A 15,278-nucleotide genomic window follows, 5' to 3' on the forward strand; every position below is an offset into this window, starting at 1 on the left:
CTAAAGCCGCGCATTACGAGGTTGGGGCTGGCAGACGGGGCAACTGTAGGAAGACCGGTTCATGAACGAGTCACGGCGAATCCGTGTAGATAAGCCCAGCGAATCACAACGGTAACAAATCTCCCCCTGGCGCCCATAGGCGTTCAGTGACCGGGAAAAGTAGCCGGAGGCGCCATTGACGTTGACATACAACGCATCGAAACTGGTGCCTCCGGCGGCTAACGCCCGGTCCATGACGTCGCGAGCGGCATGGATGATCCGTTCCGTCTCGGGACGGCGCAGCGTATCCGTGGGCCGGCCAAAGTGCATTTTGGCAGCCCACAGAGCCTCGTCAGCATAAATATTGCCGATGCCGGAGACCAGAGATTGATCCAACAGTGCACGCTTCAGGCCTGTTTTCCGTGCCCGGAGTTTCTGATGCAAGGACTCTAGGTCAAAGTAGGGATCCAACGGGTCTCTGCCAATGTGCGCGACCGCGTCAGGGATCATTGCCTCTACAGCGGCTACTGTGCCGCCTGCTAAAGTGCCGCCTGCTCCGTTGCTGCCTGAGCCCTCGCCGTCTGAGCCCAGCCCACATCCCCCGGGCAACCCATCGGCTGTAGGCACCAGTGAGGTGAGAAATAAACCACCGAATATCCGCTGATCAACAAATCTCAACTCCTCCGGAGCATCATCACGTGCGGAGAAAGAAAGGCGTACTTTTAGATGCTTCTCGTGTGGTTGTTCCGGTGATTCAACCAGCAGCTGACCACTCATGCCAAGGTGCGCTACCAACGCCGTATGCGGGGGCGTGGATGAGGAGGCATCATCGGTGAGCGGCATCCAAAGGAACTTTCCACGCCGCACCACATCCAGCACAGTAGTCCCCAGCAAGTTGCCACGGAAATCTTCCACGCCCAGGGAATGGCGGCGGATTGAGCGGGGATCCACCACGGAAACACCGTTGATACTCCGCCCAGCGATCCACCGTTCAAGGCCTCTACGTACCACCTCTACTTCGGGCAGCTCAGGCATTATTCACCAGAAGCAGCGGGTGCCCCTTCCCCCGCAAAGGAGGTTCCGCCGTCGTGCTTCCCAGAAGGATCTTCACCAAAGCGGCTCTGCAGCTCAATCCAGGCGGCGGCGGCAGCTGAACGCTCGGCTTCCTTTTTGGAGGGGCCAGTGCCGGTGCCGAAATGCTCGCCACCCACAATCAGCCGCGCGGTAAATGAACGGTCGTGATCGGGGCCAACGCCCGTGATGTCGTAGGAAATAGCGCCCAACTGGCGGGCTGCAGAAATTTCCTGAATATTAGTTTTCCAGTCCGTGCCAGCACCCAGCACAGCGGAATCGGCCAGCAAAGGACCCACGAGGCGCATAACCAGTGCGCGGGCCGTTTCAATGCCGTGGGTGATGTAGGTGGCCCCGATCAGCGCTTCCATCGTGTCAGCCAGGATGGAAGACTTATTCCGGCCCTTGGTGAGACGCTCACCCTGACCCAGGTAGATGAATTCTCCCAGGCCCAAGGAGCGGCCAATGCTGGCCAACGCGCGGGTAGAGACAACTGCCGAGCGACGCTTGGCCAAGTCCCCTTCAGGCAAGAGGGGATGATCTCGGTACAGCGCATCAGTTACGGAGAAACCCAGAATGGAATCGCCGAGGAATTCTAAGCGCTCATTAGTGGGGATGCCACCGTTTTCATACGCGTAAGAACGGTGTGTTAGGGCAAGACGAAGCGTCCCGGCATCAATAGTGACACCGAGACGCTTCAAAAGCAGAATGTGACCGTCCGTGAGTTCCGTTGATGGAATTTCTGCGGACATGGCACTCCTGCAATAAATATTAATTAATCGAACGGACCTGTTGGCCGCACGGACGTTTTAGACGTCAGCAACCTTACGGCCCTTGTATTCCAAGAACAGTGCGGTTCCGGCTGAGTCGGTGACGACCTTGGCCTGGTGCGGGAGGCTGTAAACAACCTGTCCGTTTTCGATGGTTTTTACCAGAGCAGGCGCGGTGGCCTTCCACTGGGAACGGCGTGCGCGCGTATTGGCACGGGACATCTTCCGCTTCGGAACAGCCACGGCAAACTCTTTTCTCTCGATAACTCGCAGGCATGTGCCCACAAGTAAAAACTTATTTGCTAGTTATCTTCGCCGGTTAAGCCCTGTAGGACATCCCACCGAGGATCCAGGATCTCGTGGTGGTGCCCCGGCTCATCCGCAAGGTGTATTCCGCATTCGGAACACAGACCCTCGCAGTCTTCCCGGCACACCGGCTGGAACGGCAGGGCGGTTACCACTGCGTCCCGCAACACCGGTTCAAGATCGATAGAATCGTGCTCGACCCAACGTTGCTGATCTTCTTCTTGTTCAAGGAATTCCGCGGACGGCTCCTCGTAGAAGAAAAGTTCTTGCACATCGACTTCAAGGTCATCCTCGAACGTCTCCAAGCAGCGGGAGCATTCACCTGTCACATCGACAAGCACGTTTCCCGACACGAGAATTCCTTCATGGACGGCCTCAAAACGGAGTTCCAGATCCAAAATGGACCCAGGCGTCGCGCCAATGAGCGGAGTGCCAAAATCTTCCGGCACAGGTACACGTTCCTCGAATTTCCACATGCTGCCCGGGCTTCGCCCAAGCTCCCTGACACTGACGGTAAGGGGCGTGCCATGGTTGGACTTTTTGCCCAACGTGGTTTCGCTAATGAGAACTCCTGTAAAAACGTATGACCGACGCACCATCTTAGCCCGAAAGCTGCCGGGCATCAAAATGATCGGCACCAGAGGCCAATTGGCCTTACCCAGTCTACGACAGATGAGGCTTGCATAGCGAACCCATTCAGCCGCGGCGTCCGTGATGTAACTCTCAATGAGCGTTACGGCGCCCTGCTGAGTCCGTGTGAATTCAAATTCTGCGCACCGCGAGCGGCCAACGGCGCGCAGCAAGCACTGTGGCGCCACATTCGCCGCTTACCGTGCGCACAAGTAGAGCTAGTCTTGCGTTCGGAGCGTTGTCACAGGTCGGGTGTCCGGGCCCGCGGCGCCTTGAATTCGACGCAGCACGGCACGCGGGACGTACTCGGAGACGTCACCGCCCAAAGTGTGGACTTCCTTGATCAAGGTGGAGGACAGATGCAGGTAGCGGCTATCCCCTGGCAGAAAAACAGTTTCCACGCCTGAGAGCTGGCGGTTCATCGTGGCCATGGGCAACTCGTAGTCAAAGTCCGAGGAGGAGCGTAGGCCTTTTACAATGGCCGAGATCCCGCGCGCATGACAGTAGTCGGAAAGCAGGCCCTCCCCCATCGGCTCCACAAGAATCCCTGAGATCGCTGAGAACGTATTCTTGGCCATGTCCAGACGTTCATTGAGCGTGAACCGGTAGGTTTTGTTGTAATTGGTGGAGATGGCAACAATGACTTCGTCAAAAAGTCCGGCCGCACGGGCAATCACCTCGATGTGGCCCTTGTGGATGGGGTCAAAGGATCCGGGGCATACGGCACGTCGCATATAGAAGAATCTAGCTGAGATTGCGCACAAATTCTCTTTGTTCGCCTCTGTGTCCGCCAGCTGTGGGCATGTACCGACCGGTAACGCCGGACTCGCGCGGAACGCCCCGGCCGGTAGCCTAGTCAAAGAGACAATACTTGGGGATCACCTCCCATCCGCAACGAAGGAGCACTTATGATCTCGCCCTGGCAGCGCACAGCCCAAGGTGCCAACTTAATGGGCCCGGACGGCTCCTTAGGCGTCACAATTTTTGAGGAAATCACCACTCTGGCGGCCCAACACCAGGCCATCAACTTAGGTCAGGGATTTCCTGATGAGGACGGCCCGGCAGAACTGCGCCGCATTGCCCAAGAAGCCATCGCCTCCGGTCACAACCAGTACGCTCCCGGGAAAGGCATTCTGGATCTGCGTCGCGCCGTCGCGGAGCACCAAGAGCGTTTTTACGGCATCACGCTGGATCCTGAGCAGGAAATCATTATTTCCACTGGCGCCACGGAAGCCATCGCCTCCGCAGTTCTGGCGTTGACCGGTCCAGGTGACGAGGTCCTCACCTTTGAGCCTTTCTATGATTCCTATGGCGCCATGATTGGGCTCAGCGGAGCCACTCACACCACTGCTGCCCTCCTTGCACCGAATTTCATGCCTGATCTGGCCGTCTTGGAAAACAGTTTCAGTCCCCGCACCAAAATGGTCATCCTGAACAATCCGCATAATCCCACCGGGGCCATGTTTCCGGAGGAAGTTCTCAGTGAAGTGGTGCGTTTAGCTATTAAGTACGACGCCGTGATCCTCACCGATGAGGTCTATGAGCACCTGACCTTTGGTCCCCGGCACATACCCGTTGCCACGTTGCCGGGTGCGGCCCAACGAACGCTCACCATTTCCTCCGCCGGCAAGACCTTTTCCTTCACCGGCTGGAAGATTGGTTGGCTCTCCGGGCCAGCCGAGTTGGTTGCCGCCGCCCGCACCGTTAAGCAGTTCCTGACTTACTCTTCGGGCACGCCTTTCCAAAGTGCCATTGCTGCTGGTCTGCGCATGGATAAAAGCTATTTCACCGACGCGGCCGCCACGTTGGCCCGCAAACGCGACGTTCTCGGTGCGGGACTGCGCGCGGCCGGGTTCGATGTGTACATGCCGCAAGGGACCTACTTCATCAATGCGGATACCCAAAGAATGGGTGTCAACGACGCCACCGAGCTGGCTCGGCGACTGCCCGAACTCATCGGCGTGGCAGCGATCCCGGTTCCGGTGTTTTGCCACCCCGAGGGCGCCCAGCGCACGCGCTCACTTTTGCGCTTTGCCTTTTGCAAGAAAGAATCACTATTGGAAGAAGCTGCCGAACGCCTTAGTACCTTGCAGGCAAAACTCTGATGAAAACCCGTAGCCGTTTTCTGCGGACCAGTGGCGTGCACGCCACGATTGAGCCCGACCCTTGGCACGCCAACGCCCTGGTGTTGAGCATCGATGGTGCGGAGCAGTCACATGTAAACATGGCCGCTCCGCAGGAGGTTTTCTATGAATACCTGCGCCGGATCGCCAATGCTATTGACCTGTTTAAGCCAGCCGGCGAATCGATCACGGCACTGCACTTGGGTGCTGGGGCCTTGACTTTGGCGCGGTATATCCAGGCCACCCGGCCGGGGTCCACACAGCATGCTGTGGAGTTGGAACGCGAATTGCTTGACTTCGTTTTAGAGCAGTTGCCTCTGCCTGCAGGAACCGAGCTGACAACTCATATTGGTGATGCCCGTGAAGAGTTGGCGCAGCTGCCACCGGAGCTAAAGTTCGACGTCGTCATTTTGGACATTTTTAGCGGCCCCGGAGCACCAGCGCATCTGGCCTGCGCAGACTTCTATCGCGAAGCTGCAACCAGGCTGACTCCGGATGGACTACTGGCTGTCAATGTTGGCGACGAACCCGGATTCACATTGGTGACCAGCCAAACGAAGGCGTTGCAGGCCACCATGAACAATGTGGCTGCTTATGGGACAAGCATGCTTTTTAGTCGGCGTTATCCCGGAAATATCATCCTGCTGGGCACAAATGGAGCGTGGCCAACCGGTTGGGCGGAGTCACTCGTAGCGGCCGGCCCACACCCAGCCACAGTGCTCAACGGTGTGGAACTGGACGAGCTAACAGGCTAGCCTCACCCGCCTGCGCTGTTGAGGTTGGAGATGATGACACCGGCTGTGTTCTAAGCTGTTTGGACCATCTTGGTAGAGTGGGCAACGGTTCCGGTCAGCACCCGGAGGATTTGCCGCATATTACTGGAGATCAATGTCCCGTTCAGCAACGCGCTCCCCAACGGGCAGGCGCAGCGTTACCCAGCAGTCTTTCCGACATATGAACCACGTTGTTGATAATTCCGAACGCAACAAGCGGCGAGCTTTTGCTGCCATCTCAACCGCAGTGGTGATGGTTGCCGCAGCGGCCCTCACTTTGGCGTTGGCTCCGCTGTTCACCGGTTGAATCAGCAGCCTGGGCCGTCCTCACCCGGCGAATGCTTGATTTTGTTCGACTGTTGCCCGTTCACGTTGGCGAGCTAACGAGCCAATGCGCACCCGTCTGTGCTGTTGAGGTTGGAGATGATGACACCCATCGTTCCTCCGGGATGTCATCATCTCCAACCTCAACAAAGCGGCGGGGAGGGTCACCGGAGTTGCGCAGGCTCAGCAAACCATAGCCGGGTTTCCCCGTACTTCTTCTCCGCAAATCGCTCCATCAGCGGCGGCCATGAAGGTTCGGGTGTCCGGGCGGAACGCTCAACAACCACCACGGCGCATGCACTCAGGCGTGGCCCCAGCAGCCCTAAGACCAGCTGGAGTTCAGTTTCGGTCAACGGATACGGCGGATCCATGAACACCAAATCCCACTGATCCACGCCAGCCAAGGCTGCGCGCTCCAGAAATGATTCCACTTTGGCCCGTTTCACTGTGACAACTTTGGCGCCAACTACTTTGTTGACCAGTTCGGCATTGCGTTGGCACACGGCAGCGGCTTTGTCGTCGAACTCAACAAGCTCAACCGAGCTTGCACCGCGGCTGGCACTTTCAACTCCTAGAGAGCCAGCGCCAGCGTACAGGTCAAGCACCCTAGTGCCTGAGAGCATATTCATCGATTCAAGTCTTGAGAACAGTGCTTCCTTGACCCGGTCCGTCGTGGGACGGGTGCCTTCTCCTGGCACCGAAACCAGCGGAGATCCGCCAGCTGCTCCGGCAACGATCCGGCTCATACTTTGGCCCCGCTGTGACTAGCCACGTTCAAGGAATGCCTCATTTTTCTCGGTCAAATACATCTCAATTTCCAGCTTTAAAGCCGGGTGAAACGCCAGTTCGGGGTCTTTACTGATAATTTCAGTGGCGTCCTGCCGGGCACGCTCAATCAAATCCTCATCCCGCAGCACACTGAGCATACGCAATCCAGAACCCCCACCTGATTGCCTGGCCCCCAAAATGTCACCTTCACGGCGCATTTCTAGATCTTGTTTTGCCAGCACAAAACCATCTGTGGTTGCTGCCACCGCGTCCAGGCGTTTGCGGCTGGGATGATCCTTTTCCAGGCTGGTCACCAGCAGGCATGTACCCTTCAACCCGCCACGTCCCACGCGTCCGCGTAACTGATGCAGCTGCGAGATGCCAAACCTGTCAGCATCGAGAATTACCATCAGCGTGGCGTTGTGGACGTCCACGCCAACCTCGATCACGGTGGTGGCCACCAGCACGTCTATCTCGCCCCTGGCAAACGCAGCCATGGTTCCCTGTTTATCAGCGGAATCCAAACGTCCGTGCAGGACCTCAATGCGGGTTCCCGCCAGTACCGGTACCCGACGTAAATACTGCACAACATCTAACACCCCGGCCATGGGGCGTGTGTCACCCTCGGCGGGGGGTACATCGTCGTCGTCCGGAGCCTCCCCAATCTTGGGGCACACAACATAGACCTGGTGGCCGGCGTCGATCTCTTCCCGCGTTCGCGACCAAACCCGGGGTTCCCAGCCGGGATGCTCAGACAGCGGTGAGACATGCGTAAGAATGGGTGCCCGGCCGGCAGGAAGCTCGGTCAACTCGGAGACCTCAAGATCTCCAAACACCGTCATAGCAACAGTTCGGGGGATGGGGGTGGCCGTCATAACCAATACATGCGGAGGTTTCAGAGCTTTTGCACGGAGGGCGTCACGCTGCTCCACACCGAAGCGGTGCTGTTCATCCACCACTATCAAGCCAAGGTCAGCAAACTGCACGTTGTCTGAAAGCAGCGCATGCGTGCCAATCACAATGCCGGCCTCTCCCGAGGCTGCAGCCAAGAGAGCTTTCTTCTTAGCGGCAGCAGGCATGGATCCCGTCAACAATGTCACCTTTGTAGCGTGCTGCCCGCCAATAAGCGTCCCCGCCCCCAAAGCGCCCAGTAAAGCCGAGATGGAGTGCAGGTGTTGGGCGGCCAGAACCTCAGTTGGGGCCAAGAATGCGGCTTGACCTCCGGCGTCGATCACTTGGAGCATGGCGCGCAAAGCAATCACGGTTTTACCGGAACCAACCTCCCCCTGCAGCAGCCTATGCATGGGGTGGCCGGCGGCAATCTCAGTGGCAACCAAAGCACCAATTTCCCTCTGGCCCCCCGTGAGTGTGTAGGGTAACTGCGCGTCGAAGGCATCCAACAGGCCGCCGCTGACAGCAGCTCGTGAGGTGGCGTCCAAGCGAGTCGCCTCAGCTCGCTTTTGTGCCAAAGCGGTTTGCAACGCCAACGCTTCTTGAAAACGGAAGCGCTTACGGGCACGCGGCCAGGTATCCATGCTTGAGGGGATGTGAATTTCATCGTAGGCCTCTGCCAGCGGCATGAGTTTTTCTCGTGCCGCGATGTGCTGGGGCACAGGGTCCGGGATCATGGCAAAGTCCAAGATGGGTAGGAGCACTTTAATGACGTGTTCTGTTTTCCAACTGGGGAATTTGGCGGTGGCTGGGTAGAGCGGCACGGGTTTGGAGGCGTGTATTTCCACTTCGTGTTCGGCCAGTTCATCATCGGCCAGCAAAACATACCCTGGATTGGTCAGCACCTTGTGTCCACCGTAGCTGCCCACTTTGCCTGAGAACATTGCCAGCACCCCTGGCTTCAATTCCTGTTTGGCCTTGAACCCGTTGAAGAAACTGATGACCAGGGAGGAGGGCCGGCCGGAGTTGTCGGTGATAACCACATCGCTAATGGTGCCCTTGCGGGTTTGCATGTAACGGGTCCGCAAATCCACCACCCGGGCAAGGATCGTGGCCTCTTCATCCACCTGCAGCTGGTCAAGATCTGTCAGATCTCCGCGGGCAATATAGCGTCGCGGAAACTGGTGGAGCATCTGCCCCACAGTGGTGATGTCCAGCCCCTTGGCTACCTGCTTAGCGGTGGTGGCACCCACCAGCCGACCCAGCTCCAAGAGAAGATCTGAATACGGGTTGCCCGGTTTTGCTGCCCCTGATTCTGGAACGCCCGGATCAGTAGAACTCATGGGCATCCTCAGGAGCACGGGCCGATAGCGTTGAGATGCTCACATTGCTTGGATCACCCACAGCCCGGATAGCTTCCAAAGCCACAGCAGCCGAAGGGACATGAACGTGTAGGCGCCACGGGTAGGCTCCCATGTCATCAGCTTCTTCAGAGACTGCGCTCATGATCACCGAATCACCTAGATCGCCAAGCTCCATGCGCAGTCCTGCTGCCGCCAACGGGCTTAACGTAATGGTGCACATGACTTCAACACCTTCTTGTTCCGGCATGGACAGAGCAATGTTAGGATCTTGGACTTTGTAGCCTGAGAGGCCGTCCATCAGGTCTTCTTGCAGCGGCTCACCCATAATTACGGACCGCAAACAGTCCAAGATGAGCAGCAGCCCCACTCCACCAGCATCCACTACGCGAGCATCGCTGAGCACTCCTAACTGGGACTCGGTGAGCACTACCGCTTCTCTGGCGGCTATGACCGCAGCGTCAATAGTCTGCGCCAGAGCGTGGTTAGATTCATCGCCGTTATGGGCGCCCTCTACTGAGTTTGCACCTCTGGATGCTGCCTCCAAGACAGAGAGCATAGTGCCTGGCATTGGTTCACTCAAAGCACTCCAGGCACGTATTTGAGCTCGGTGCAAGGCAGCTGCCATCAATGGCCCGCTGAGCCGTTGGGCACCAATGAGCGGCTCAGCCATGGCAACAAGAGAAACTGAAAGTAGTGTCCCAGAATTTCCTCGAGCCTGCTCCATCGCGGCTCGCCCGGCAACAGCCATGGTGACCCCCACATCCGAGGGTGCTAACTCAGAGACTGCTTGGGCCGCCGCCCGGACCGTTTGGTACAGGTTAGTGCCGGTGTCGGCGTCGGCCACCGGGTAGATATTAATAGCATTGAGGCGGTCGCTATGATTAGCCAACGTTTGCTCGGCCATCGCCAACCATCGGCGAACTACGGGCGCAGTTGCGGCGATCTTAGACTGCAAAATGATCCCATCCCAGAGCGCCTTCCACGGCGCTTTTGAAGTTCCGTCCGTCAATAGTCACTACCGGTTTGGTGGCGTCGATGGACACTATAGAGCCTATCCCAACGAAGCCTGGCGGGAGTGTTGCACCGGCAGGGAATGTGGATAACAATCCGTGGTCTTCGCCCCCTGTCAACACCCACTGCAGCGGATCTGCTCCCAATGCCAGCGCACATTCATCTAATTTTTGTGCAAACTTTTTCAATACGTTGCCGTTCAAGTTCACGCTAACGTTGCTGGCGTTGGCCATCCGTGTGGCGTCACGCAGGAGGCCATCGGAGATGTCCATCATGGCCGTGGCACCGGCTGATGCTGCAGCGGGCCCGGCAGCCAACGGAGGTTGGGGCCGGGCAAAAAGTTCAGCGGCAGCAATCAGTGCCGGACTGTATTGAGCAGGGTTCAGAGTACTTTCATGCAGGGCCCAGCCGGCTGCCGAAAACCCCATATTGCCGCAGATTGCTACTTGGTCTCCTAGCCCAGCTCCACTTCGCAGGACCGGGGAAAGGCCCTCCATTGAGCCAGTCACTGCCACTGTTACCACCAATTCGTTGCCGCCTGAAAGGTCTCCTCCAGCCACCGAACACCCCGGTGCACCAAGGGCTAGGATCGCCGCGCTCAAACCCTCCGCCAAGTGCTCCACCCAGCTGACCGGAGTGCCGCCTGGCAGGGTGAGGCTGATAACCATGGCCGTGGCAACTGCACCCATAGCGTTGATGTCGCTGAGGTTTTGCGCGGCAGCCTTCCACCCAACATCGAATCCGCTGGAAGTGCTGCCATTGGGCCAGAGAAGACGAAAATCTTTATCCTGGACCTGGGTGTCGATGGAGATGACTATGCGGCCGTCTGGCGCGGAGATGATGGCGGCGTCATCCCCGGGCCCCAGCACCATGGAACTGCCGGCGTGCAGGCGTGGAAAAATCCGAGCCAGGAGCTCGGACTCGGAGAGGTTGGCCACTGTGAGAGTCATGCTTTAACCGTAGCGTCAGGGTGGGACATTCTTGGATTCCGCACTGTGGCGCCCCAACCGGGGCGCATTTGGCCTCCCCCAGAAATCCCTAAAACTCCCAAAAACGTCAGCTCCGGGCATTGCGTCACCGGCCCACAGCCTGAGAAACTGAAACCAATGACAATTAAAGAGCAGTACCTCAGTGCCTATGACGATCAACTTCGGACGGACTCAGAAACCCCCAGCGCCAGCAACGTGATGATTGAGGGTCCACTGCGGCTTGTCACTTTCGCTGGTGGGCGCGGCTTTGTCACCTATCAAGACCTTGCCGACGCAGATGCCCCAGCGATCAGCGCACTTGTCACGAAAGCGTTGCAATATTTCGAAGCAGATCCGGTGATCAACCGCGTGGAATGGAAGTCTCGCGGTCATGATAAAGCGCCCGGCTTACACGAGGCACTGCTGGCTCGTGGGTTTGTTGCCGAGAATCCGGAGTCCATCATGATCGGGCCCCTTGCCGCCTTGGCCGCGGATGCTGCGTTGCCCAGCGGCGTGACACTACGAAAAATCACTTCCGACGCGGATGTGCGCGCCATGAGCGCCATGGCCGATGAGGCATTTGGCGAATCCGTTGACACGCGTGCCGCTGACTCTCTTCTATCCCGTCTGGGTCGAAAGGACGGTATGGAGCTCTGGGTGGCTGAAGCTGAGGGACGCATGGTCAGCGCCGGCCGGTTGGAACCTGTCACCGGCACCGATTTTGTCGGTATTTGGGGCGGGGCCACCCTCGAGCCCTACCGCCGCCGAGGCATATACCGCGCCCTCACCACCGCACGAGTCCGTTCGGCACTGGCTATGGGCAAAAAATTCGTGCACAGCGATTCCACGGAATACTCGCGCCCCATCCTCGAGCGCTCCGGCCTGGTCAAGGTATCCACAACCACCCCATATAACTGGAAACGCTGACGCACGACGCCGGACACTCACCTTCCCTGCCCTGTCCAGCTACCGCCTCGGTCAGCAAGGCCTCCGGACCGATGCTGACCGTAGTGGAGAGGTGTCATTATCTCCAACCTCGGCAGGGCGGGGCGGGCTTACTGCTCCTGCATGGGGACGCGGACACCGCGCTCGGCGGCAACCTCCAGCGCACGCTCGTATCCGGCGTCGGCGTGGCGAATCACGCCCATGCCGGGATCATTGGTCAGCAGGCGTTCCAGCTTTTCCGCAGCCAGCGGTGTGCCGTCGGCAACGGAGACCTGACCGGCGTGGATGGAGCGACCAATGCCCACGCCACCGCCGTGATGGATGGAAACCCAGGTGGCGCCGGAGGCGGTGTTGAGCATGGCGTTTAGCAACGGCCAGTCGGCAATGGCGTCGGAGCCGTCCTTCATGGATTCGGTCTCGCGGTATGGTGAGGCCACTGAACCGGAGTCAAGGTGGTCCCGGCCAATCACGATCGGCGCTGAGACCTTACCGTCCGCTACCAGCTGGTTGAACATGACACCGGCCTTGGCCCGTTCGCCGTAGCCCAACCAGCAAATACGCGCCGGCAAGCCTTCAAATTCAACATGCTCAGCGGCGGCGTCAAGCCAGCGGTGCAGGTGGGCGTTTTCCGGGAACAATTCCTTTAGCGCCTCATCCGTCACGCGGATGTCCTCGGGATCTCCGGAGAGGGCAACCCAGCGAAACGGGCCCATGCCCTCGCAAAACAGTGGGCGAATGTACGCCGGCACAAAGCCGGGGAAGTCAAAGGCCCGGTTGTACCCGCCCTTGCGTGCTTCATCGCGGATCGAGTTGCCGTAATCAAACACTTCAGCGCCAGCGTCCTGGAATTCCACCATGGCCTGGACGTGCCGGGCCATGGAGTTCTGGGACTTTTTGGTGAACCCTTCGGCGTCGGCCGCGGACTCCGGAGCCCATTCCTCCACGGAGAATTCGGTGGGCAGGTAGGAGAGCGGATCGTGCGCGCTGGTCTGGTCGGTGACAATGTCAACGATGAACTCCCCCGCCTGATGGCGGCGCAGAATTTCCGGGAAAATCTCGGCGGCGTTGCCCACCACGCCCACGGACAGCGGGGTCCTAGCAGCCTTGGCTTCAAGAACACGCTCAAGGGCCGCATCCAAGGAAGGAGCCAGCTCATCCAGGTAGCGCTTGCCCACGCGGCGTTGGAGACGCTCAGCGGAGACATCCACAATCAAGCAGACGCCGCCGTTGAGTGTCACGGCCAGCGGCTGAGCTCCGCCCATGCCACCGCAACCACCGGTCAGGGTCAGCGTTCCAGCCAGCGTGCCACCAAAGCGCTTCTCGGCAATGGCCGCGAACGTTTCAAAGGTGCCCTGCAGAATCCCCTGGGTGCCAATGTAAATCCATGAGCCGGCCGTCATCTGTCCGTACATCATCAGGCCCTCGGCCTCCAGCTTGCGGAATTCCGGCCACGTGGCCCAATCCCCCACCAGGTTGGAGTTGGCCAGCAGCACCCTGGGCGCCCACACATTGGTGCGGAACACACCCACGGGTTTGCCCGACTGAACCAGAAGCGTCTCATCGTCTTCCAGCGTCTTCAAGGTGGCAACGATGGCGTCATACGCCTCCCAGGAGCGGGCGGCGCGGCCGGTCCCGCCGTAGACCACAAGATCCTCGGGACGTTCGGCAACTTCAGGATCCAGATTGTTCATGAGCATACGCAGGGGCGCCTCGGTTTGCCACGATTTGGCGGAGAGTTCGGTGCCGCGTGCTGCACTGATGGAGCGGGATGGGTCATGCATCGTTGCCATGATGTTCCTTAGCTGTGGGATCTTTGTCCGGGCCCAAAGACCCTTACGCATTTGCTTATGTATTCATCAAACCCCGCTCAGCCCGGCAATCCTAGGCACCCACACCTCACGCTGTCTGCCATACAAGACAATTGGCGGTTATTACCAGGGATGTACGACGCCGCGTGCCCGGCTTTTGCGAACCACTCACCACTAGCGTGACTCAAGGAGCACTTAGGCGCCGGAGCAAACACCTGTTTTGGGTAACTCAAGGTGCACCTGATCAGCTGCGGTGAGATCTCCGGCGAGGGCAGCCACAATGGAACGGACTTGCTCGTAGCCAGTAGCAAGCAGAAAGGTTGGGGCCCGGCCATAGGATTTCATACCCGCAATGTAGAACTCCTGCTCGGGGTGCGCCAGTTCCTTGGCACCATGGGCGGGGACCGTTCCACAGGAGTGGAATTCGGGATCGATCAAGGGCCCAAGGTCCCGGGGTGCTTCCACAGCAGGATCCAACTCCAGTCGAAGTTCTCGCAAGATGTCCAGGTCCGGGCGGAACCCGGTGGCGGGGATCAGCACATCTGCCTCAAGGGTTACCTCACCATTGACAGTGTTACCTGTGACTTGCAGAGTTCCCCCAGTTTCGCCGGAAGTTTCCATGTTGGAGGTTTCCGTACCGAAGGTAGCTGCACCGGGCACGCTGGAGAAAGAGAAGGATGTGGTTACAAAGGAGGTGTGCAAGTCGATGTAGCCATCCTTGACGAGCTGGTGCAGGCGATTGCCGAGTTGGCCGCGGGCCGGCAGGCCGTCAAGGTTTCCACCACCGTAGAGGCGCGAGGCATCGGGGCCCCTGACGGCCCAGCTGATTCGGGTGCCCGGCTCGTTCTTGGCCAGCTGGCCTAAAGCTAGCAACGTGTTTGCGGCCGAGTGCCCGGCGCCAATAACCAAAACGTGTTTTCCGGCAAATTGGGCGCGCGCTGTGCCGGTGACATCTGGCAAGGGTGTTGTGATGAGTCCTGCTGCGGTAGCTTCCTTCTCCCCTGCAGCAACCAATCCGCTCTGGCCCAACGGGTTGGGTTGCGCCCAGGTGCCGGAAGCATCAATCACGGCCCGGACCTGGTGGTCCTGTACAGACCCGTCAGCTGATTCCACCCGGATAAGGAAAGGCTGTTCGGCACGGCCACCTGAACGCGTCTTGTCCATACCTACCCGGCTCACTGCTGTGACAGTGGAAGAAAAATGCAGGGCATTCTTGATAGCCGGGATGTTAGCAAGCGGTGCCAAATACTCCTGCACAAGTTCGCTGCCATATGGCAAGGCTGTCAGCCGGGGTTCACTCCAGCCAGTAGCTTCTAGCAGGCGTCTGGAGGCCGGATCGATGTTGTGCCGCCACGGTGAAAACAAGCGAATGTGTCCCCACGCCCGGATGGCGGCACCAACGTGCTCCCCTGATTCAAAAATCAGGGGCGTAAGCCCGCGTTGCACCAGATTCGCTGCAGCGGCTAAACCAATAGGCCCAGCCCCAATGACTGCCACCGGCAACTCAGGTGGCAGGGGTTCAGGTGGCAGGGGTTCAGTGGGCAGGA

At 58.8% G+C, this 15,278-nt stretch carries 14 protein-coding genes and 1 pseudogene; 4 read left to right on the plus strand and 11 right to left on the minus strand.

Annotated features, from left to right (window positions below; genetic code table 11):
• Genes QMG40_RS03250 through coaD form a run of 5 tightly spaced genes read right to left on the minus strand, consistent with a single transcriptional unit; the run spans position 1 to position 3,490 of the window.
• A complete protein-coding gene (locus QMG40_RS03250) occupies positions 1-1,014 on the minus strand; it encodes an Fpg/Nei family DNA glycosylase (protein ID WP_283527852.1) in 1,014 nt (337 codons plus the stop codon).
• Positions 1,014-1,802 (minus strand): ribonuclease III, encoded by a 789-nt coding sequence (rnc, locus tag QMG40_RS03255; RefSeq protein WP_283527854.1) that lies wholly within the window; start codon positions 1,800-1,802, stop codon positions 1,014-1,016. Before rnc ends, QMG40_RS03250 begins: the two co-directional genes overlap by 1 nt.
• Before the next feature lie 57 nt (positions 1,803-1,859).
• A complete protein-coding gene (gene rpmF, locus QMG40_RS03260) occupies positions 1,860-2,063 on the minus strand; it encodes a 50S ribosomal protein L32 (protein WP_044579357.1) in 204 nt (67 codons plus the stop codon).
• Positions 2,064-2,122: 59 nt separating this feature from the next.
• Positions 2,123-2,944 (minus strand): YceD family protein, encoded by an 822-nt coding sequence (locus QMG40_RS17370; protein WP_459252942.1) that lies wholly within the window; start codon positions 2,942-2,944, stop codon positions 2,123-2,125.
• Positions 2,945-2,974: 30 nt separating this feature from the next.
• A complete protein-coding gene (gene coaD / locus QMG40_RS03270; protein ID WP_283527857.1) occupies positions 2,975-3,490 on the minus strand; it encodes a pantetheine-phosphate adenylyltransferase in 516 nt (171 codons plus the stop codon).
• Positions 3,491-3,664: 174 nt separating this feature from the next.
• Between coaD and QMG40_RS03275 the strand changes: the two genes are divergently transcribed.
• The 3 genes from QMG40_RS03275 to QMG40_RS03285 all read left to right on the plus strand — a co-directional run bounded on the left by QMG40_RS03275 (position 3,665) and on the right by QMG40_RS03285 (position 5,959).
• Positions 3,665-4,861 (plus strand): aminotransferase class I/II-fold pyridoxal phosphate-dependent enzyme, encoded by a 1,197-nt coding sequence (locus QMG40_RS03275; RefSeq protein ID WP_283527859.1) that lies wholly within the window; start codon positions 3,665-3,667, stop codon positions 4,859-4,861.
• Positions 4,861-5,634 (plus strand): spermidine synthase, encoded by a 774-nt coding sequence (locus tag QMG40_RS03280; protein WP_283527861.1) that lies wholly within the window; start codon positions 4,861-4,863, stop codon positions 5,632-5,634. Before QMG40_RS03275 ends, QMG40_RS03280 begins: the two co-directional genes overlap by 1 nt.
• A 199-nt stretch (positions 5,635-5,833) precedes the next feature.
• Positions 5,834-5,959 (plus strand): hypothetical protein, encoded by a 126-nt coding sequence (locus QMG40_RS03285; protein WP_283527863.1) that lies wholly within the window; start codon positions 5,834-5,836, stop codon positions 5,957-5,959.
• Positions 5,960-6,140: 181 nt separating this feature from the next.
• Here QMG40_RS03285 and rsmD read toward each other — a convergent pair whose 3' ends face one another.
• Genes rsmD through thiL form a run of 4 tightly spaced genes read right to left on the minus strand, consistent with a single transcriptional unit; the run spans position 6,141 to position 10,960 of the window.
• Entirely contained in the window at positions 6,141-6,722 is a 582-nt protein-coding gene (gene rsmD / locus QMG40_RS03290) for a 16S rRNA (guanine(966)-N(2))-methyltransferase RsmD (RefSeq protein WP_283527865.1), read from the minus strand.
• A gap of 18 nt (positions 6,723-6,740) precedes the next feature.
• On the minus strand, positions 6,741-8,978 hold the full coding sequence (locus QMG40_RS03295) for an ATP-dependent DNA helicase RecG (protein ID WP_283527868.1): 2,238 nt from the start codon (positions 8,976-8,978) through the stop codon (positions 6,741-6,743).
• Positions 8,965-9,954 carry a DAK2 domain-containing protein gene (locus QMG40_RS03300; protein WP_283527870.1) on the minus strand — a complete coding sequence of 330 codons (990 nt, stop codon included), beginning with the start codon at positions 9,952-9,954 and terminating at the stop codon, positions 8,965-8,967. The genes QMG40_RS03295 and QMG40_RS03300 overlap by 14 nt, the downstream gene beginning before the upstream one ends.
• The gene (gene thiL, locus QMG40_RS03305; RefSeq protein ID WP_283527873.1) at positions 9,944-10,960 is read right to left on the minus strand and encodes a thiamine-phosphate kinase; all 1,017 of its coding nucleotides are present in this window, start codon (positions 10,958-10,960) and stop codon (positions 9,944-9,946) included. The genes QMG40_RS03300 and thiL overlap by 11 nt, the downstream gene beginning before the upstream one ends.
• A 156-nt stretch (positions 10,961-11,116) precedes the next feature.
• On the opposite strand from thiL, the gene QMG40_RS03310 reads away from it, so the two are divergent.
• On the plus strand, positions 11,117-11,905 hold the full coding sequence (locus QMG40_RS03310; RefSeq protein WP_283527875.1) for a GNAT family N-acetyltransferase: 789 nt from the start codon (positions 11,117-11,119) through the stop codon (positions 11,903-11,905).
• A 128-nt stretch (positions 11,906-12,033) separates the two neighbouring features.
• On the opposite strand, the gene hutU is transcribed toward QMG40_RS03310, so the two are convergent.
• Positions 12,034-13,713, minus strand: coding sequence for a urocanate hydratase (gene hutU / locus QMG40_RS03315; RefSeq protein ID WP_283527877.1), 1,680 nt, complete (start codon positions 13,711-13,713; stop codon positions 12,034-12,036).
• Between the two features lie 222 nt (positions 13,714-13,935).
• Positions 13,936-15,246, minus strand: a pseudogene (locus QMG40_RS03320) (NAD(P)-binding protein); the annotation flags it as partial.
• Positions 15,247-15,278: the final 32 nt, after the last annotated feature.

Source organism: Arthrobacter antibioticus (assembly GCF_030063205.1).
Taxonomy (GTDB): Bacteria; Actinomycetota; Actinomycetes; order Actinomycetales; family Micrococcaceae; genus Specibacter.